Consider the following 19,290-nt stretch of genomic DNA (forward strand, 5'->3'; position numbering starts at 1 on the left):
GGCTAGAGCTCCCAGACCACGGCCGCGGCCTGTGACAGCCGGCCCAGGCCCTCTTCGTCCTTTTCGGCATGCTGCTGCGTGCACCAGACCGCCAGATCGGCGCAGCGCTGCGCATGTTCGGCGTGGCTGCACAGCGGGCCCGGGCCCATGGCGCGCGCGCTGCGCTCTATGATTTCCGTCGCCAGGCCGCGCATGAAAGCGCGCAGCGCCTGGACTTCCTCCACCCAGGGCTGCTGCGGCGCGGCATCGATGCGCTGGGCGAGCTGGTGCAGCATGGCGCGCGCCGCGCGCAGCTGGGTGAACATCGCGCCCAGATGCGCGGCCGCATGCGGCTGGTCGGGGTGCAGCCGCTGGCGCAGCAGCTGCGCGATCTCGCAGGCCGCGCCATACCAGCAGGCCGCAATGCCCGCGCCGCCATGCCAGAAGCCCGGGCGCTGCAGATAGACGCAGCGCGCGCCAATCCAGGTGGCCGGGGTGCGCTCGAACTGCACCGTGGGCGTCGCCACATGGCGCATGCCCAGCGCCTGCCAGCCCTGGCCTTGCAGCGTGATGCCCGGCGCGCGCATGTCGACCATGGCAAAGCCAGGCTCGCCTTGCGCGTCCTCGCAGGTCAGCAGCGCATGGGTGGTGATGTCGGCGCCCGAGCACCAGGACTTGCTGCCGACCAGCACGCGCTCGGCGCCGCTGCCGTGCAGCTGCAGCGGCGCCCTGGGGTTTTCCGCGGCCCAGACGCTCCAGGTACGCGCCTGCTGCGGCGGCGAGACTTTCAGCTCCTGCAGTATGGTCAGCGCATCCCAATGGGCTTCGGCCAGCTTGCAGGCCGCGAGATCCTGCGCGGCCAGCGCGGCCAGCGCGCGCCAGCGCTGCAGCGTCGCGCCCGCGGCTGCTCCGGGTGCGGGCAGCTGCGGCGTGGCGTGCAGTGCGCGCTGGAACAGCGCGCTGCTCTGCGCGCTCATGAGCCGGTTCTCTCGAAAGCCTGGCGATGGCAGGCGAACAGATCGAACAGAAAGCGCTGGTGCCACCACTGAATGTCGTGGCTGCGCAGGCGCTTGAGCATGGCGCGGTGGCGCTGCACGCGTTCGAGCAGCGGCATCTGCAGCGCGCGCTCCAGCGCCTGGGCCACGCCGCGAATGTCGAAGGGGTTGACCAGCAAGGCTTCGCCCAGCTCCTGCGCCGCGCCGGCGAACTCAGACAGCACCAGCACGCCGGGATCATCGGGGTCCTGCGCGGCCACATACTCCTTGGCCACCAGGTTCATTCCGTCACGCATCGGTGTGACCAGCGCCACGCGCGCGAGCCGGTAGAAGCCCGTGAGCAGGCCCTGGTCGCACACGGTGTTGACATAGCGCACCGGCGTATAGCTGGGAGTGCCGTGCCTGCCATTGATCTGCGAGGTGCGGGCTTCGAGCGCCGTGCACAGCTGCTGATAGCTGGCCAGTTCGCTGCGGCTGCGGCTGGCCATCTGCAGCAGCACCGGCGATGCCGCATCGACGCTGGCGCCCAGATAAGCGTCGAAAGCACGCAGCTTGTGCTCCAGCCCCTTGCTGTAATCGAGCCGGTCCACGCCCAGCACCAGCGCCCGCGCGCCCAGCGACTGCCGCAGCTCCTGCACCGAAGATTGGGCGAAGGCCGCGGGCGCATCGTCTTCGATGCGCTGCGTGTCGATGGAAATCGGGTAGACGCCAAACTGGCTGCTGCGGCCGCGCCAATGCACATGAAAGCAATCGTCGCCCGCCAGGGTGATCTGCATCTCCGCCTGGCGGCTGCGCGCCGCCTGGAAATAATCGAGCAGATTCTTCAGGTCATTGCGGGTTTGCAGGCCCACGATGTCATAGTCCAGCAGCCCCGCAAACAGCTCCGCATGGCGGGGAATCGCGCGCAGCAGGTCGGGCGGCGCAATGGGAATATGGTGAAAGTAGCCGATTGCACCCGAAAAGCCGCTGTCGCGCATGGCCTGAGCGGTCAGCAGCAGATGGTAGTCATGCACCCAGACGAAGTCGTCGTCAGCGGCGCAGGCCAGCACTTCATCGGCAAATCTGCGATTGACCTGCCGGTAGACCGCAAAATATTCCTCGGAAAAATCCAGATAATCAGGACGCGAATGGCAAACAGGCCATATCACGGAATTGGAAAACCCCAGATAATAATCAGAATATTCCTGCTCGGTCAGCGAGAAAACACTGTAATCTATATTCCCAACGGCGCCGGATTGCCTCTGGCAGTCTGCTGATATCGCTCCGCTCCAGCCTATCCATGTGCCCTGCACCGTCTCGAACGTATCCTGCACCGCAGTCGCGAGCCCGCCTGGTTGTGGACTTTCGTCATGACAGACCCGGTTCGAGACAATAATCAATTTCATTTTTAATAACGGATAGCGCTTGATATGCTCAAACTGACTTTCCATTATTGCCCTGGATGAAATTTGAAATGTAGGATAGCTGGCCCTGTGAATGTGGGAGACCGATAAATAGCTTTCTCATTAGATAAATTCAAAGCTCATGAATTTATTCGATGACTGCGCGCGCCGCCGGCCAGCGCGACGTTTGATACGCGATGGCCGGGTCCGCGAGCGTCACGCCGAGATTGCTGTTGCGCTGCAGGGCGAAGCTCCCTTGTGGCGCAGACCGCCGGCCCGCATCAGGCCGAGCGCACAAACACCACGCCGTCCGCGTCCAGCGCCACCCAATCGCCATCGGCGATCGCCACGCCGCCCAGCGCCAGCGCGCCGTGCCGCGTTTCGGCGTGCGACTGGGCCGGCGCACGCCGCGGCACCGCGCCCAGCGCCAGCACCGCGAAATCCAGCCCGGCCAGCGCCGCAACGTCGCGCACCGCGCCGTGCACGATCACTCCGCGCCAGCCGTTGGCCAGGCCCAGCCGCGCCATGCGTTCGCCCAGCACCGCCACGCGCAGGCCGCCGCCGGCGTCGGCCACCAGAATGCGTCCTTGGCCCGGCGTGTCGAGCAGCGCGCGCAGCGGACCTGCGTCCTCGAACGCCTGCACGCAGGCCATCGGCGCGCCCGCGGCCTGCAGCCCGCCATAGGAGCGCCAGGGCAGATGGCAGACCCGGGCCTGCTCGCCCAGCCGATCGCACAGATCGGCCGTGGCTTCGCCCGGGAGAATGGGAGTCGGCGCGCCGTCAGTCAAGCGTGGCTCCCGATTGCTTCACCAGCTTCTGGTGCTTGAGCAGCTCGGCCTGGAAGAAGGCCGGCGCGGCGTCCGGGCCTATGGACAGCAGCGACAGCCCCTGGCCGACCACGGCCGCATGGGCTTCGGGCGAGGCCATGGCCTTGGCGATCGCCGCCGCATATCCATCGACCTGGCCCCTGGGCAGGCCCGCGGGCGCGATCAGCGCGACCCAGGCGTCAAAAGCGTATTTGGGCACGCCGGCCTCGGCCAGCGTGGGCACGTCGGGCAGGGCCGCAGAGCGCTGGCAGGTGCTCACGGCCAGCGCGCGCAGCGTGCCGGCCTTGACCTGGGCCGCCACCTGCGAGATCGACACAAAGCCCAGCTGCACCTGGCCGCCTATCAGATCGGTGATCAGCGGGCCGGTGCCGCGGTAGGGCACATGCTTGATGGCTATGCCGGTTTCGCTGACCAGCAGTTCGCCCGCGAGGTGCAAGGTGCTGCCGTTGCCGGCCGAGCCAAAGTTGAGGCTTCCCGGGTGGGCCTTGGCATGGGCCAGCAGTTCGGTCACCGACTTCACGGGCAGGGCCGGATTCACGGCCAGCACCAGCGGCACCGTGGCCAGCACCGCGATCGGCGTGATGTCCTTGAGGCTGTCAAAGGGAATCGATTTGTAGATGCCGGGATTGATCACGTGGTTGGACGAGATCATTCCCAGCGTCATGCCGTCCCTGGGCGCCTTGACCAGCTGGGCCGTGCCGGTGATGCCGCCGGCGCCGGCCAGGTTCTCGACCACCACGGCGTGGCCGGTGGCGCGGCCAAAGCCAGGCGCCGCCGCGCGCGCAATCGCATCCACGGTCGAGCCCGCGGCCAGCGGCACGATCAGCCGTATCGGCCGGGCGCTGTTGACTGCCTGTGCCAAGGCGCCGACCGGCGCCGCGCAGGCCGCAAGCAAGGCCGTGGCCAGCAGCGCGCGCCGCGCCATGAATGTAGTGTCTTTCATCGTCTTGTCTCCTTGGTTTTATGGGTGGACGGGGCCGGTCTGCGCCGGCCCTCGCCATGGAGCGCGCGCTGCGCTCAGCGGTGGCGCGCCTGCAGCTGCTCGAACGACAGCAGTTCTCCGGCAATCGCACTGGCCGCCACCGTCGGCGGGCTCGCGAGCCACACGCTGCCGGGGCCGCCGCGGCCGGGGAAGTTGCGGTTGATCGCGCTGACCGTGACCTGGTCGGCGCGCTGCGAGCCCCCGGGCCCGCAGTTGCCGCAGGCGCCGCACGAGGGCTGCAGAATGCGCGCGCCCACGCGCTCGAATGCGTCCATGTAGCCCGCGGCGATGCAGTGATCGCGCACCGCCGTGGTGCCGAACTGCAGGTAAAGCGACACGCCGGGCGCGACGCGCAGCCCGCGGTCCGCAGCCCAGCGCAGCACGGCGTGGTAATGCACGAAATCCTCGCGCTTGCCCGCGGTGCACGAGCCGCCGTAGGCGATGTCTATGCGCAGCGGCGCGGCGACATCCGCCAGCGCCAGGCCGTTGCCCGGATCGCCGGGCGCCGCGACCATGGGCGGCACACCCGCGCAGTCGATCTCCAGCACCTGGGCGTACTCGGCGCCGGCATCGCTTTGCATCCAGTCTTCGAGCCTGAAGTCGACGCCGCGGCGCTCGCGCAAAAAGCGCAGCGTCTGCTGATCGGGCGCGACGATTCCCGTCAGGCCGCCGAGCTCGGCCGTCATGTTGGTCAGCGTCGCGCGCTCGTCGATCGACAGCGCCTGCACGCCCTCGCCGACAAATTCAAACACCTTGCCCACGCCGCCGCCGGCGCGGATGAACGGCTGGGCCAGCAGGTGCAGCACCAGGTCCTTGGCGGTGACGCCCGCGGCCAGCCGGCCGTTGCAGCGCACCAGCAGCGAGGCCGGCACCGTGAGCCGCACCGCGCCCGTGACCAGCGCATTGGCCATGTCGGTCGTGCCCACGCCAAACGCCACGCAGCCCAGCGCGCCGCTGTGCGGCGTGTGCGAATCCGTGCCCACGACCAGCTGGCCCGGCAGCGCGTAGTGCTCGGCGACCATGGCATGCGAGATGCCGGCCGCGTCGCTGGCCTGGTCGTCCAAGGCTTCGGCCTCGGTCAGCGTGCGGTGCGAGCGCAGGCCGTATTCGGCAACAAAGGCGCGCTGGGCCTGGACCATGCGCTGCACGTTGGGCACCAGACCGGCGCGCACATGGGCCGGGCTTTCCTCGACATACGAGGTGTGGTCCTCGAAGACGATCACCGAGCCGGGATCCTGCAGCGCCAGCGGCCGGCCCAGGCTGGCATGCAGCATGTGCGCGGCCATGCCGGTGTAGTACTCGTGGATGAAGCGCCAGTCGGCGCGCACGAAGATTCCTGCGCCCACGAGCGGCGACGCGGGCGTCAGCGCCGTCGCCAGCGCATGGCGCGCGACGATCTTCTCGAACAGCGTCTGCGGACCGGGTGCCGCGTCACTGGCGCTCTCCTTGATGGCGCGCATGTGCGCCTGGCCAAAGCGCAGCAGCCCGCCGCTGCGCAGTATGGCCGCGGCCAGCGCATCGCGCCCCGCGAGCAATTCCTCCAACGGGATGGCTTCTCCCGCGGCAATGCGCTCGATCAGGCCCAGATCGGTGGACGTGAACAGCCCGATGTTGTCGGCGTTCTGCCGGTAGATGCGCTCGAAGCTTTCGGCAATCACCAGTCGCACGCCGGCCAGCTTCTCTGCCGTGGGGCTGTGCTCGCGCGACGAGCCCTTGCCGTAACGCTTGCCCGCGACCACGACTTCGATGCCCGCGGCGCGCACCGCGTCCGCGCCAATCGGCAGGCTGTCGCCGGCCTTGAAGCCGGTGTAGGGGTAGCGGCCCAGCTGCTCGTCGTAGTGCGTGAGAATCGGCAGCGGCGTGATCTCGTCGGTCGATACGTCATCGCGCAGCGGCATGGCCTGGGCCAGCGCCCGGGTTTCGCCGCGCAGCACGGCCTCGACCGCTGCCGGCGACTGGCTCAGGAACAGAATGCGCGCATTGAAGCGCAATGCGGCGGGTGTGTGGATGGGTGGGGAATGGGGTTTGTCAGCCATGCGCCATGCTGGCGCGCCGGGGCCTGCAGGCCAAGCGCCAACACGGCAAGGGGGGTCGCGCGAAATGCGCGATCGGGACTTACCCCGGGGCTGGCTGCTTGAGGCTGTCGATCAGTGCCTGCGTGGCGCGCGGCTGCGGCGAACGGTGCAAGGCGTAGAGGTGCAGGCTGCGCGCGGCCCAGGACGCAGCCAGTGGACGGCGCGCGAAATGCGCGGCACCCGCATAGGCCGCGGCCGCGCTGTGCGGCACCACCGCCACGCCCATGCCGGCTTCGACCATGCGGCATACGGCATCGAAGCTGCTGACCGACACCGTGGGCGCGAACACCCGGCCCAGCGCGAGCGCACGCGCCGTGAGTTCGCGGTCCAGCGCCCCGCCCTGGTGGATGCCTATCAGCGCATGGTCCAGCGCCTGGCCGAAATCGACGCTGGCCTGGGCCGCGAGCGCATGCGCAGCGGGCACCACCACATACAAGGGGTCCTGCGCGAAATGCCAGGCGTCCAGGCCCGCGGGCGCGTCCACCTGCACGCCCACGCCGACATCGGCGCGGTCGTCGAGGCAGGCGCGCAGCACGTCTGAGGTGTCCATTTCATGCAGCGCCACGCGCACCTGCGGATAGGCCGCCATGAAGCGCTTGAGGCGCTCGGGCAGAAAGCCTATGACCGACGACATGTTGGCGTACAGCCGCACCGTGCCGCGCACCTCGTCGCCTTCGGACTGCACTTCGCGCACCAGCGCCTGCAGGTCTTCGTCTATCTGCAGGCCGCGCGCGAGCACCACGCGCCCGGCATCGGTCAAGGACACGCCGCGGGTCGAGCGCACCAGCAGCGGCCGGCCGAACGCATGCTCCAGGTCGGCAAGCCGCCGGCTCAGCGCCGAGGCCGCGATATGCTCTTGCGCCGCCGCGCGCACGATGGAGCCGGCCTGGGCGGCGGCGACAAAAAGGCGCAGGCTGTAGGGATCGACGCGGCGGGGGGTCTGCAAGGGGGCGCACTCCTGGAACAGGCAGCATTGTCCCATGGCGAGCACGCAGACCATTCAAGACCGCCCTGCCCTGGCTGCGCGCGCGCCTGAAACTTTAGCGGCTAAAAAAAGGGCGCGCGCGCCCCCGGGGCTCAGCCCAGCGCCTGCAGCTGCTGCTGGCGCTTGGCATGGCGCACCAGCGCGTCCATCTGCGACTGCACGAAGCCGCGCGTCGTGGAGTCGGTGCACTGGCCGTCGGCGTCGAACTTCTGGTTGGCGAAACCGACGAACACTTCGGGCTTGACCAGCACGGCGGCATTCATGAACAGCAGCACCTTGCGCAGGTCATACTGCACGCGTGCGCCGCCCAACGGGCCGGGAGTTGCCGACAGAATGGCCACGGGCTTGTCGAGCAGCGGCTGGTCGTCGCCGCGCGAGACCCAGTCGATCGCATTCTTGAGCATTCCCGGAATCGAGAAGTTGTACTCGGGCGTGGCGATGATGACGGCATCGGCCTTGCGTATGCGTTCGCGCAGCGCCGACACCGCGGGCGGCAGGCCCTTGGCCATCACATCGGAGTTGAACGCCGGCACCTCGTCCCAGGCAACGACATCCAGGCTGGCGCCCGCAGGCAGGCAGTCGCCCGCGAGATTGAGCAGCATGCGGTTGATGGATTGGCCGCGCAGGCTGCCACAGATTCCGACGATGTCCATGAAAATTTCCTTGAAGGTCACAAAAAAAAGGGCTGCGTCCGCAAGCCTGCGGCGCAGCCCCGCGATTGTCGCGTGAAATCAGGTCTGCAGTGGAATGCCGACCTGCTGGATGACATCGCGCCAGCGCGCGATTTCGCTGCTGACCATGGCGCGCATCTGCTCGGGCGAACTCGGCGTCGCGGCGCTGCCGGCCTGGGCCAGGGCCTGCTGCAGATCGGGCGCCTTGAGCGCCTTGTGGATTTCGGCGGCGAGCTTTTGCACCACGTCCGCGGGCGTTCCCGCGGGCGCGGCCAGGCCCAGCCAGGAGCGCACCTCGAAGCCCGGCAGCACCGCGGCGACCGTGGGCACGCCCGGCGCCGACGGCCAGGCCTCGGCACTGGTCACGGCCAGCGCGCGCAGCCGGCCCGACTTGATGTGCGGCGCGGCCACGGTGAGCGTGTCGGTGAGCACGTCGACGTCGCCGGCGATCACCGCCTGCACCGGCGCGCCGCCGCCGCGATAGGGTATGTGCAGCAGCTTGACCTGGGCGCTCGCGCCCAGCAGCTCACCGACCATGTGCTGCGTCGAGCCCACGCCCACCGAGGTGAAGCTGATCTTGTCCGAATCCTTGCGCGCCATGGCCAGCAGTTCGGCCAGGTTCTTCGCCGGATGCTCGGCGCGCACCGCGACAACGAAAGGAAACGACGACACCGTGGACAGGAAAGCAAAGTCCTTGACCGCGTCATAAGGCATGGACTTGCGCAGCGCCGCCGACACGGTGTGCGCGCCCGTGAGCATCACCAGGCTGTAGCCGTCAGGCGCGGCCTTGGCCACGGCGTTGCTGGCAATGGAGCCGCCCGCGCCGCTCTTGATTTCCACGACCACGGGCTGCTTGAGGCTTTCCTGCAGCTTCTGGCCCACGAGGCGGGCGACGACATCGGCATTGCCGCCCGCGCCGAAACCGTGGATCAGCTGTATGGGCCGGTTGGGATACGCGCCCTGGGCCCAGGACGTGAACGGCGCCAGCGAAGCGGCGCCGGCAAGCAGCGCGCTGCGGCGGGAAATGGGGGCGGTCATTTTTTTGTCTCCTTCTCTTCTTGGTTGGAAAAATGGCGCGCCGCGTCTCAGGCCGGCGCGCGCACGTAGCCGGTCTGGGCGCCGAACACCTTCTCGCGCTGCGACCAGTCGTGGGTCTCATTCCACAGCGCCAGCACTTCGGGCGCCTGCGCCTCGAACTGCGCGTAGCGCTGCGGATCGCAGGTGCGCACCGTGAGCTCCAATCTGTGGCCCGAGGGGTCGAAGAAATAGATCGAGGTGATGAAGTCGTCGTGGTTGGTCGGGCCCACGACCTGCAGGCCCTTGGCCAGCAGGTCGCGCCGCGCCTGCTCCAGCGTCTCGAGGCTGTCGACTTCGAACGCGAAATGCTGAATCCAGCCCGGCGTGTGCGCGTCGCGCCCCGAGGCTTCGCCCGCATCCTGCGGGCATTCGAAGAACGCAATGTTGCTGCCGTCCTCCATCTCGAAAAAGATATGGATGTGCGGGCTGTACTTGCCCGTGGACGGCACATGGTCCTCGCCCATCGCGTGGGCGAACTTCAGGCCCAGCACTTCGGTATAGAACTGCACGGTCTGGGCCGCGTCCTTGCAGCGAAAGGCCGCATGGTGGAGTTTCTTACATAGCATCGGGGGTCTCCTGTTGAATGGGGGTGACGCAAGGGGCTTGCCACAGCGGCGTGAAGAACGGCGCGGGCGTGAGGAACTTCGATTCCTGGCTCTGCAGCAGCGGCAGCATGCGCGCCACATAGGCCAGCCAGCGGGGCTCGGCCATCAGGCGCGCGCGCCGCGCCGCGCGTTCGTTGAGATCGACATAGGCCCACAGATGCACGATCTGGTTGAGCGGGCCGGATTCGGTGGTGTAGTAGCCGACCATGCGGCCCAGGATGCGCTGCTGCACTTCCAGACCTTCGGCTTCGTACAGCGCGAGGTAGTCGCGCCACTTGCCGGGGTGGGCGGTATAGGTGCGTTGTTCGACAAGCATGGGGTTCTCCTTCAGCCCAGGGGCGTGGCCGTGGCCGCGCCCAGCGTGGCCGTGCAGTCGCCCCAGCCTATGCCGACAAAGCCCGGGCGCTCGCTGCGCGCGCGCAGGCTCACTTCGTCGCCATCCTGCAGGAAAGTGCGCTGCTCCTGCGTCGCGGCCAGCGTCAGCGGCTGGGCGCCGCCGCGCGTGAGCTCCAGCAGGCTGCCCAGCGCGTCGGCGCTGCTGCCCGAGATCGTTCCCGAGCCCAGCAGATCGCCGGTATCGAGCGCGCTGCCGTTGCTCGTGTGGTGGGCAAGCATCTGCGCAAAGCTCCAGTAGAGCGTCGCGGCGTTCGAGCGCGACAGCCGCTGCGCGGGCAGCTGCTGCTCGCGCATGCGCGCACTGCGCAGCAAGGCCTCGATCGCCACATTCACGCCGCCCAGCGCCTGGTCGGCGGCATCGAACAGATGCGGCAGGGGCGCGGGATCGCCGGGAGCGCGCTGCGCCATGGCCTGGCGAAACGGTGCCAGCGCCTGGGCCGTCACCACCCAGGGCGCGACGCTGGTCGCAAAGCTCTTGGCGAGAAACGGCCCCAGCGGCTGGTATTCCCAGGCCTGGATGTCGCGCGCCGACCAGTCGTTGAGCAGCGAGAAACCAAACACATGCTGCCAGGCATCAGCCACGGCCAGCGGCCTGCCGGTCTGCGAAGGCGCGCCGATATAGATGGCCAGCTCCACTTCGTAATCCAGGCGCTGGGCCGGCGCGAACACCGGTGCAGCCTGCTCCGCGGCCTTGAGCTGGCCCCAGGGCCGCTGCACCGGAGCGCCGCCCACGCGCACGCTGTTGGCGCGGCCGCTATAGGCCACGGGCACATATTTGTAGTTCGGCAGCAGCGGCGCATCGGGGCGAAACAGCCGGCCCGCATTCGTCGCGTGGTGCACCGACGCAAAGAAATCGGTGTAGCCGCCGACCTTCACGGGCAGATGCAGCTCCACATCGGCCAGCGGGTGCAGCGCCTGGGCGATCGCGTCGCGGTGCTGCGACTGGCCCGCGCTCAGCAGGCGCGAGAGTTCGGCGCGCAGCGCCGCGGCATGGGCCTGGCCCAGCGCCATCAGCGCATTGAGCGTAGTCGCCGCGCAGGCCTGGGCGGCTTCGGCGGCCAGACCGTGGAGCAGCGGCGCGCAGGCCGCGACATCGAGAATCCGGTCGCCAATGCCCACGCCGCAGCGCCGCGCGGCCGCAGCGCCGCGCATGCTGAACACCGCGAACGGCAGGTTCTGGATGGGGAAATCGGCGCCGGGCAGGTTGGCGCTCTCGACCCAGCTGCGCAGCGCGGGGTCGTGGGTGGCATTGATCAGCGAAGGGTTCACAGCGAATGCCCTCCATCGATGACGATGCGCGCGCCCGTGGCGGTGCGCAGATGCGTGGCGCAGGCCAGCACGGCCTGGGCCACATCGTCGGGCACGACCACGCGGCCCAGCGGCGTCTGCGCGGCTTTCTTCTCGAGCTCGGCGCGGCTGCGACCGCCGACGAAATCGGTGTCCACCGAAGCCGGCGACACGCACAGAAAGCGCACCGGGGCAAAGGCGCGCGCCATCGACATGGTCAGCGTGTCCAGGCCCGCCTTGGCCGCGCAGTAGGCCAGGTTGCTGCCCAGGCCCGTGAACGCCGAGACCGAGGACAGGTTGACCACGACCGCGCTGTCGGACCGGCGCAGCAGCGGCAGCAGCGCGCGCGTGACCGCATAGGTGCCGCCGACATTGGCGCAGAGAATGCTGTTGAACAGGTCGGGGTCGAGCGTGTCGGTGTCGGCATGGGCGATGCGCTGCGTGAAGCCCGCGGAGTTCACGAGTATGTCCACTTGATCGAATGTCTGCGCAAGCCATTGCGCGGCCGCGGCGTGGCTGGCCTGGTCTTCAAGCCCGATGCGCAGCGCATGGTGCGCGCCGGGCAGCTCGCGGCACAGCGCCTGCGCGCGCTCCAGGCTCAGGTGGTAGCCGATCACCACGGTGGCGCCGGCGCCGGCCAATGCGCGCACCGTGGCCGCGCCTATGCCGTTGCTGCCGCCGGTGACGAGCGCGATCTTGCCGCGCAGGGGGGAATGCTGGTGTTCCGACATGGGCATGTCCAATAGTTGGATGTCAGGTTGTTGAATGGCTTTGATTGTTTTCTAATCAAGCGGCATCAGTCCCAGGCCTGTCCGTTAAATGAACACGAAAAACACTACCGAAGCCGGCTCGCTCAAGCGCGGCGTGGTCCTGCTCAAACTGCTGGCGACCGGGGGCGCACGCGGCTGTCCGTTAACCGAACTGTCTGAAAAGTCGGGCATGCCCCATCCTTCGGCGCACCGCATACTCAAGCAGCTGATGGCCGAGCGTCTGGTCGCGCACAACCGCGAGACCCACCGCTACCGGCTGGGACCGCTGGCGTTCGAGCTGGGCATTGCCGGTTCGACCATGTATGACGTGCGCGACCTGTGCGAGCCCGCGATGGCCGAGCTCGAGCGCGCGACCGAAGACACCGTCTATCTGGTGCTGCGCAGCGGTTTCGAGGCGGTGTGCATGCACCGCTGCGAAGGCTCGTTTCCCATCCGCACGCTGGTGCTGGAAGTCGGCAGCCGCCGGCCGCTGGGCGTGGGCGCGGGCGGTCTGGCCATTCTGGCGGCGATCGCGGGCGACGAACGCCAGCAGATCATCGAGCGCGTCGCGCCCGCCTTGCCGCTGTTCGGCAAGCTGACGCCGACGGCGCTGGCCGAGGCCTGCGCGCAGACCGTGGAAGCCGGCGTCGCGGTCATACAGAACCGCGTGAGCCTGGGTGTCACGGCCGTGGGCGCGCATTTCTGCAACTCCATGGGCCAGCCCATAGGCGCGATCAGCGTCGCCGCGCTGAGCCAGCGCATGCCGCCGGGCCGGGTGCGCAGCATCTCGGAGCGCGTGCGCGCCACGGCGCGCCAGGTCGAGCTGAGCCTGGGCGCGCCCGCCGCGGCCCGGCCCCGGCGCTAGGCGCCAGGCGCCTGCTCAACGCGCGCCTGCAGGCCGCGGGCCAATTGCAAGAAGAGCCCCACGGCTTCGGGCGAAGGGTTGAACTCCACGCTCTGACTGGCCTGGTCGCGCAAGCCGCGCAACTGCTGATAGAGCGCACGATCCTGGGCACACAGCAACTGCCCGCCGGCCTGGGTGCGGTGCTCCAGATTGCGCCAGGCCGCCAAAATCGCCTGGCGCGACGCGCCCGCCGCGGGCATCACGGCGGCGGCCATGCTGCCCGCGCCCGCGGGAATGCCCGCAGCCAGCAGCTTGAGTTGCTGCTCGAACTCGAACTCGGCCGCCCCCAGCTTGCCTTTGCTCAGACGCGTGAGCAAGGCACCCAACTGCTGGCGAAAGATCAGCGCCATCGCCACGACGGCCAAGGGCCAGGCCGCGGCCTTGACCATCTCGGCGATGAAAGTGAGTGTGTCCATACGCCCTCCTGCAGCGCGTGCGTTGTCCATCAAAAAGAAAGGCCGGTCCAGGAACGGACCGACCTTTTGAATCACACTTTGCTACCACGAACACAAAGTGCGAGAACCCGGCCGGCGGAGCTCGCGCCCGCCGGCATCAGGGAACCAGCTTTTGCGCAAAGGCTCAAAGGCGCTGGCCGCCATCGGCGTGTCGCCAACCTGCTTCGCGCGGCAACAAGCAATACTTTAACTATGTTTATTTAAATATAAATAGATAAAAGCTATTTATTTTGTAGGACATCCACCAACCTGCTGCATCTGCCGCGGCATGTCGCCCAGGCCAGGACCGCAGGCCTAGCGCCTCGAATAGATGCCGTGCGCCCGGGCAAAGCGAAAGCTCGCCAGCGCCAGCGCGGTGATGCAGATCTGGGTCACCGCGCAGGAGATCACCGGGTCGTCGCCATGGCCCACCAGCAGCGTCCCCAGGGCGCCCATCGCCATCTGGCCGAAGCCGTAAAGGCCGGCGCCCGAACCCACGAGCGCGGGCACGGCCGACAGCGCGCAGCCCAGCGCCGCGGGACTGGCGAAGCCCGCGCCAAACGTCATGGTGACGGTGATGGCCAGCAGCCAGCCGGGCGTGAGCCAGCCCAGCAGATGGAAGATCAGCAGCGTCGCCGCCATGACCAGGCCCAGCCCCGCGCCCAGCAGCAAAAAGCGGTCGGCCGGCCAGCGCCCAGACAGCCGGCGCGTGAGAAACGTGCCCAGGCTCGCGCCCACAATGGTGCTGGCCGCGAACCAGCCGATGGCGCTGATCGGCAGCCCCATCTGGCCGTGCACGATGTAGGGCACCGAAGCCAGATAGGGATAGAGCGCCGACGTGATGCAGGCGCCGCCCAGCATATAGCCCGCAAAGCCCGGATGGGTGACAAGCTGGCGGTAGTCGCGCGCGATCGCGCCCACCCTGAGCGCGCGCAGATGCCGATTGGTTTCGGGCAGCAGCCGGTAGGTGAACAGCAGCATCGCACTGCCGCCCAACACCAGAAAGACATAGATCGCGCGCCAGCCGAAGTGGTCCGCAAGATAGGCACCGACAATCGGCGACAGGCCGGGACCGACCAGCGTCAGCAGATTGAGCAGCGCCAGGTCCTTGGTCACGCGCAGGGGATGCGCCGTGTCGCGCACGATCGCCCGTCCCAGCGCAATGCCCGCGGCGCCGCCCAGCGCCTGCAGCAGCCGCGCGGCGACCAGCCATTCAAGCGAAGGTGCGAACAAGGCCATCAGGCCCGCGCTGAAATAGATCGACAGTCCCAGCAGCAGCGCGGGGCGCCGGCCCAGCGCGTCGGACACCGGACCATAGATAAGCTGACCCAGCGCCAGCCCGACCACATAGAGCGTGATGGTCTGCTGCATGCTCGCGGGCGATGCGCCCAGCGCCTCGCCGGCCACGGGCAGGGCCGGCACGAAAATGTGCATCGCCATGGTGCCGCTGAGCGTGACCAGCACCAGCAGCCACAGCGGAACCCGGGTCTGCTGGGTCATGCAGGCAGCAGCACGGGCTGCATGCGCGGGTGGCGCTGGAAGAACACCGCGGCCGTGGAGCCCAGAACGATGACGATGGCGCAGAAGATGCGCACGGCCGCATCCATGCCCCAGTTGTCGGCGATCCAGCCAATGCCCAGCATGGGCACCATGCTGCCGATGTAGCCTATCACCAGGTAGGTGGACAGCAGGCCAGAGCGGTTGGCCGGCGTGGCGATGCGGTTGACCATGCTCATGCCCGCGAGCATGCTCATGCCGTGGCCCGCGGCCGTGAACAGCACGCCCAGCGCGAACAGCGTGGCCGAGCCGGCCCAGAGGTTGATCATCAGCAGGGCGTTGCTCACCGCCAGGCCCACCAGGCCCAGGGCCCCGCACCAATGCGTGGGCATGCGGCCGGCGAGAATCTGCGTGCAGGCCGACATCAGCAGGATCAGCGCAATCGCCGTGCCGCTCACGGCCGGGCCGTGCCAGGGCACGAGCTTGTCGAGAAACAGCGGCGACATCGCGGCGTAGAGGCCGAACACACCGAAGGCGAGAAACGGCAGGCTGCTGGTCAAGGCGAACGCCTTGGACGCTTCACCCGTGGGCCAGGTCAGCTTGGGCAGCACATCGCTCCACTGCAGCGGCTGCTGGTCCTTGGGAGAAGCGTTGTCGGGCAGCTCGAGCTTGGCCAGCGCCAGCAGGCCCAGCGCGGCCAGCACCAGCGTAGGAACATAGGTGGTCACCAGCGGATACGGCGCCCATTGGCCGATCACGCCGCCGACCAGCGGGCCCACGCCAAAGCCCAGCGCGATCAGAAAACCGCTCATCATCGCCACGCGCTGCACATTGCCCGGAGGCGACAGCTTGGCCAGGCCCAGCGTCGCGCTCGTGGTCACCATGCTCGACGCCACGCCAACGATCAACCGGCCCACGCTGAGGCTGGTCACATCCCAGGCAATCAGGCTGATGAAGGTGCCGATGATGGCCATGCCCAGGCCGAACATCATCACCGGCCGGAAGCCCACGCGGTCGGGCAGGCGCCCGAGGAACAGCAGCGTGCACAGCGCGCCGCCCATGTAGATCACATAGATGCGCGAAATGTCGCTGGCCTGCAGATCCCAGGCTTCCTTGTAGAGTGCGTACAGCGGGCTGATCAGCGCCGTGCCCATCACGCCGACGATCATCGCAAAACTCACCCAGGCAAAGGGCGATGCTTTCAATTTCATTTTTCTACCGTTTTTCTTCTGCTGGGCCTGGTCGAGGGTAAGAACCCAGGCCTTGTTCTTGGCATGCGAGAGGCGTCAGAACGACGCGAAGCGTTGCGAGATCTTCACCAGCACGGCGCGCGTCACCTGCTGCTCCTGCTCGGACAGATCGGCGAGCAGCGTGCGCTCTATGTCCAGGCTCTTGGCGAGAATCAGCGCCGCGGTCTCGCGGCCCTTGTCGGTCAGCGCAATGCACTTGGTGCGCCGGTCCGCAGGGTCGCAATCCCAGTCCACCAGCCGCGCCTCGCGCAACTGCGCCAGCACGCGCACCAGCGAGGAGCTGTCGAGATACAGCGCATCGGCCAGATCCTTTTGCCGCAGCGGCCCGCCCTGCTCGTACAGCACCAGCAAGGGGACGCGCGTGGCATCCGATAGGCCCAGGTCCTTGAAGCTCAAGTCGACCTGGCGGCGCCACTGCCGGTAGACGCTGCCGATCAGCAGGCCGAAACGCGAACGCGCCTGAGAAAGTTCAGGCGCGTCGCAGGCACTGACCGGGGAATTAGTTTGCATGCAAAGTATTTTGCCACGGGTTTACCCGGAGTGCTTGCAGGCTGACAAAAACCTTGCGCTGGATCAAGTCAAGGGAGCTGCACGGCAGAAACCAGCGGGCATGAGGCGCCGGCCGGCGTGGCGCAGGTTCCACACTCCTGGGCCGGCGTGGCCATCCACCAGGCCGCGCGCCGCAGAAAGTCATTAGACTGCGCCGTTCATCTTGATGACCCGGCCGCGCAGCCACCTTTCATTTTTTCTCGTCACCATGGTTGCAACGATTCTTGTCGGCATGCTGTGTGCACACCTGCTGTGCTTCACGGTCATGTTCCTGCTCTTCAGCAAACGCCTGCCCGGCAAGAAGATGGGCATGGATCTTTTTGCGCTGGGCAACTTCCTGCTGGGCCTGGCCTATGTGCTGCAGCTGGCGGAGGGCCAACCAGCGTGGAGCGCGGTGAGTGTGCTCAATCACACCCTCACTTTGGCCGCGCCCGTGGCCTATTGGCTGGGTGCGATGCGCTTTTTTGGCCAGGCCGTGCCGGTGTGGCGACCGATGCTGGCGTTTTCGCTGGCCTATGCCACCGCCCAGGCACTGGTGCAATGGGGCCTGGGGCCGGTGGCGCGCTACGCCATGCTCTCGGGCATGTCGGCGCTGCTGTTTCTGGTCATGACACTCACGGTGGTCTTTGGCGTGCGCACCTTCGCCAAGGACCTGCACCGGGAGATGGTTTTCTTCGCGCTGATGATAGGCGGCATCTGCGTGCTCAACGCGATCAAGTTCGTGAAGATCATCACCGGCGGTCTGGACGCACTGCAGATGGACAGCAGCTTCCAGCTGGCGTTCTACATCTACATGTCGTCCCTGGGCACCGTGCTGCCGCCGTCCATCATCTGGCTGGTGCTGCGCCGCCTGACCGATGATCTGCGCAACATGGCGGCGCGCGACCCGATGACGCAGCTGCTCAACCGCCGCGGCCTGTCCGACGCGCTGGCGCTGCATTTCAATGCGCGCCATGCCTCGCCTGCCTACCTGCTGCTGCTGGACATCGACCATTTCAAGCGCATCAACGACACCTATGGCCACCAGGCCGGCGATGCCGTGCTGTGCCATGTGGCCGAGGTATTGCGCACCACGGTGCGCCGTGGCGATCTCGCGGGCCGCATAGGCGGCGAGGAGTTCGTGGCCATCTGCCTGGACACCGACGCAGCGGGCATTCTGCGCCTCGCGCAGCGCCTGCGCGCGGCCATTGAAGCCCAGGCGATCGACATCGCGGACTGCGACCATGCGCTGCGCCTGACCGCCACCATAGGAGTGTCGCACCACTTCACAAGCGCGCAGTCCCTGGAGGACGCAATGCAGCAAGCCGATGCGGCGCTCTACCGCGGCAAGGCCGGCGGACGCAACCGCATCGAATCCGCCCAGCCCGCTCGCCCGGACCCGGCGCAGCCTGCGGATCAGGCCGTGGCGCAAGCGCTGCAGACCGCCGATTAGGCCGCGCCGCCGATCGCCGGGGCCGGCCGCATGTCCCGCCACATATGGACCTTGGCCTTGAAGCCTTGCGGCGTCGCAATGGCCATGGGCTCGAGGCCGAAGCGCTCAAAACCCAAGGCTTCGTACAGGGCGATCGCGGGCGCATTGCCTTCGGTGACCGTGAGCGTCACCACGCGCACGCCGGGCCTATCGGCGGCCAGGCGCATCGCGGCCTGCAGCAGCGCCCGGCCCGCGCCCTGGCCGCGCGCCGCTTGCGCCACGAACATGCCTATCAGATGCGCCTTGTGCCGGGTCTTGGGCTTGGCGGAGAACTCCAGCGTCACCGTGCCCAGCAATTCGTCGCCAAGAAATGCACCGAATGCATGGCTCAAGCCCTGGGGATCGGCGAGGCGTGCGACCCACCACGACAGCGGCTCGGCCGCGCGCTCCTGCGGCGTCGAGGTGAACGCATCCGCGGCCACGGCGTAGGCATGCAGCATCAACGCGCGGTAGCTGGGCGCGTCGGACTCGCCCAGCGCGGCAATGCGGATCTGCCGGGATTTGGGAACTAGCGGGAGAGTTGGGGCCATGGGCTGCCTGCCAGTGATTGCCCATAAGGGCTTGCCAGAAAAATGAAGGCCAGGATATTGAGCACCACGGTACACCAGAACAGCGCACGGAACGCGGGCTTCGATGATTTGTGCCGCAGCCACTGCTGCGCCAGCAGCGCCCCGGGCCAGCCTCCGGCCAGGGCCAGCAGGTGCAGCCTGTTTTCGGAGGTGCGCCAGGCGCCTTGCCGGGCGGCTGACTTGTCCAACGCATAGGCCATGAAAGTCACCACGCTGGCGCCCAGATAGAGCCACGGGGCCCAGCGTGGCGGCTGACCCCAAAGATAGCCGGCCGCCATCACCACCAGCCCAAAGGGGATTGCCAGAACGCTGGCCGCGCCCCAGGGGGCGGCGCGCTGGGTCCTGGGCGCGGCCTGGCTGGGCGCCTGGAGCAGTTCCACATGGACCGCGCGCTTCTTGCCTTGAGGGCCGACCTCGACCTGAAAACGCACGCGCTGCGCGGGCTGCGGCCGGCCGCGCAATGCGCTGAACGCCTTGATGTGAACGAAGATTTCCTGCCCGCCTTGCGTGGGCTGTATGAAGCCAAAGCCTCGGTCGTCGTTCCAGGACTTGATGATGCCTTCAAACCGCATGATGTCTGGTATTGGCTGAGGTGATGTATTGCGC

Annotated in this window: 20 protein-coding genes and 1 pseudogene; 2 read left to right on the forward strand and 19 right to left on the reverse strand. The window is 67.8% G+C overall.

The genetic code is table 11. The annotated features are described in order from the left end of the window. Positions 1-2: 2 nt before the first annotated feature. The 12 genes from RR928_RS03965 to RR928_RS04020 form a co-directional block, all read right to left on the reverse strand. The gene (locus tag RR928_RS03965) at positions 3-956 is read right to left on the reverse strand and encodes an acyl-CoA dehydrogenase family protein (RefSeq protein ID WP_332537909.1); all 954 of its coding nucleotides are present in this window, start codon (positions 954-956) and stop codon (positions 3-5) included. Then, positions 953-2,404, reverse strand: coding sequence for an alpha,alpha-trehalose-phosphate synthase (UDP-forming) (locus RR928_RS03970; RefSeq protein ID WP_332681550.1), 1,452 nt, complete (start codon positions 2,402-2,404; stop codon positions 953-955). The genes RR928_RS03965 and RR928_RS03970 overlap by 4 nt, the downstream gene beginning before the upstream one ends. 233 nt (positions 2,405-2,637) lie before the next feature. Further along, entirely contained in the window at positions 2,638-3,144 is a 507-nt protein-coding gene (rraA, locus tag RR928_RS03975) for a ribonuclease E activity regulator RraA (protein WP_332681551.1), read from the reverse strand. Next, a complete protein-coding gene (locus RR928_RS03980) occupies positions 3,137-4,126 on the reverse strand; it encodes a tripartite tricarboxylate transporter substrate-binding protein (RefSeq protein ID WP_332681552.1) in 990 nt (329 codons plus the stop codon). Before RR928_RS03980 ends, rraA begins: the two co-directional genes overlap by 8 nt. Before the next feature lie 74 nt (positions 4,127-4,200). After that, positions 4,201-6,201 carry an aconitase family protein gene (locus RR928_RS03985; protein WP_332681553.1) on the reverse strand — a complete coding sequence of 667 codons (2,001 nt, stop codon included), beginning with the start codon at positions 6,199-6,201 and terminating at the stop codon, positions 4,201-4,203. A 79-nt stretch (positions 6,202-6,280) separates the two neighbouring features. Continuing rightward, a complete protein-coding gene (locus RR928_RS03990; RefSeq protein WP_332537904.1) occupies positions 6,281-7,186 on the reverse strand; it encodes a LysR family transcriptional regulator in 906 nt (301 codons plus the stop codon). Between the two features lie 131 nt (positions 7,187-7,317). Continuing rightward, positions 7,318-7,878, reverse strand: coding sequence for an NADPH-dependent FMN reductase (locus tag RR928_RS03995; RefSeq protein WP_332547512.1), 561 nt, complete (start codon positions 7,876-7,878; stop codon positions 7,318-7,320). A 78-nt stretch (positions 7,879-7,956) separates the two neighbouring features. Next, positions 7,957-8,934, reverse strand: a complete 978-nt coding sequence (locus RR928_RS04000; RefSeq protein WP_332537902.1) for a tripartite tricarboxylate transporter substrate binding protein — start codon at positions 8,932-8,934, stop codon at positions 7,957-7,959. A 47-nt stretch (positions 8,935-8,981) separates the two neighbouring features. Beyond that, positions 8,982-9,539 (reverse strand): VOC family protein, encoded by a 558-nt coding sequence (locus tag RR928_RS04005; protein ID WP_332537901.1) that lies wholly within the window; start codon positions 9,537-9,539, stop codon positions 8,982-8,984. After that, complete coding sequence (locus RR928_RS04010; protein WP_332537900.1) at positions 9,529-9,894, reverse strand: NIPSNAP family protein; 366 nt, start codon at positions 9,892-9,894, stop codon at positions 9,529-9,531. The genes RR928_RS04005 and RR928_RS04010 overlap by 11 nt, the downstream gene beginning before the upstream one ends. Positions 9,895-9,905: 11 nt before the next feature. Then, the gene (gene fahA / locus RR928_RS04015) at positions 9,906-11,243 is read right to left on the reverse strand and encodes a fumarylacetoacetase (RefSeq protein ID WP_332681554.1); all 1,338 of its coding nucleotides are present in this window, start codon (positions 11,241-11,243) and stop codon (positions 9,906-9,908) included. Then, the gene (locus RR928_RS04020; protein WP_332540006.1) at positions 11,240-11,992 is read right to left on the reverse strand and encodes an SDR family NAD(P)-dependent oxidoreductase; all 753 of its coding nucleotides are present in this window, start codon (positions 11,990-11,992) and stop codon (positions 11,240-11,242) included. Before RR928_RS04020 ends, fahA begins: the two co-directional genes overlap by 4 nt. Before the next feature lie 88 nt (positions 11,993-12,080). Between RR928_RS04020 and RR928_RS04025 the strand changes: the two genes are divergently transcribed. Continuing rightward, positions 12,081-12,875, forward strand: a complete 795-nt coding sequence (locus RR928_RS04025; RefSeq protein ID WP_332681555.1) for an IclR family transcriptional regulator — start codon at positions 12,081-12,083, stop codon at positions 12,873-12,875. On the opposite strand, the gene RR928_RS04030 is transcribed toward RR928_RS04025, so the two are convergent. From RR928_RS04030 to RR928_RS04045, 4 genes are all read right to left on the reverse strand, one after another. Beyond that, entirely contained in the window at positions 12,872-13,330 is a 459-nt protein-coding gene (locus RR928_RS04030; RefSeq protein WP_332547505.1) for a hypothetical protein, read from the reverse strand. The two genes, RR928_RS04025 and RR928_RS04030, sit on opposite strands and share 4 nt — an antisense overlap. Before the next feature lie 333 nt (positions 13,331-13,663). Next, positions 13,664-14,848: a multidrug effflux MFS transporter gene (locus tag RR928_RS04035; protein ID WP_332540000.1), complete on the reverse strand. Its 1,185-nt coding sequence runs from the start codon at positions 14,846-14,848 to the stop codon at positions 13,664-13,666. After that, entirely contained in the window at positions 14,845-16,056 is a 1,212-nt protein-coding gene (locus RR928_RS04040; RefSeq protein ID WP_332681556.1) for an MFS transporter, read from the reverse strand. The genes RR928_RS04035 and RR928_RS04040 overlap by 4 nt, the downstream gene beginning before the upstream one ends. Before the next feature lie 75 nt (positions 16,057-16,131). Beyond that, positions 16,132-16,605, reverse strand: coding sequence for a MarR family winged helix-turn-helix transcriptional regulator (locus tag RR928_RS04045; protein WP_332539997.1), 474 nt, complete (start codon positions 16,603-16,605; stop codon positions 16,132-16,134). Between the two features lie 247 nt (positions 16,606-16,852). Here RR928_RS04045 and RR928_RS04050 point away from each other — a divergent pair, with 247 nt between their 5' ends. Further along, a complete protein-coding gene (locus RR928_RS04050) occupies positions 16,853-18,076 on the forward strand; it encodes a GGDEF domain-containing protein (protein WP_332681557.1) in 1,224 nt (407 codons plus the stop codon). Here RR928_RS04050 and RR928_RS04055 read toward each other — a convergent pair. From RR928_RS04055 to RR928_RS04065, 3 genes and pseudogenes are all read right to left on the reverse strand, one after another. After that, positions 18,073-18,645 (reverse strand): GNAT family N-acetyltransferase, encoded by a 573-nt coding sequence (locus tag RR928_RS04055; protein WP_332681558.1) that lies wholly within the window; start codon positions 18,643-18,645, stop codon positions 18,073-18,075. The two genes, RR928_RS04050 and RR928_RS04055, sit on opposite strands and share 4 nt — an antisense overlap. Beyond that, complete coding sequence (locus RR928_RS04060) at positions 18,624-18,962, reverse strand: DUF1294 domain-containing protein (protein WP_332681577.1); 339 nt, start codon at positions 18,960-18,962, stop codon at positions 18,624-18,626. The genes RR928_RS04055 and RR928_RS04060 overlap by 22 nt, the downstream gene beginning before the upstream one ends. Positions 18,963-19,118: 156 nt before the next feature. Beyond that, positions 19,119-19,256 (reverse strand): annotated as a pseudogene (locus RR928_RS04065) (cold-shock protein); the annotation flags it as partial. Positions 19,257-19,290: the final 34 nt, after the last annotated feature.

It is taken from the genome of Comamonas sp. (genome assembly GCF_036666375.1).
GTDB lineage: Bacteria > Pseudomonadota > Gammaproteobacteria > Burkholderiales > Burkholderiaceae_C > Comamonas.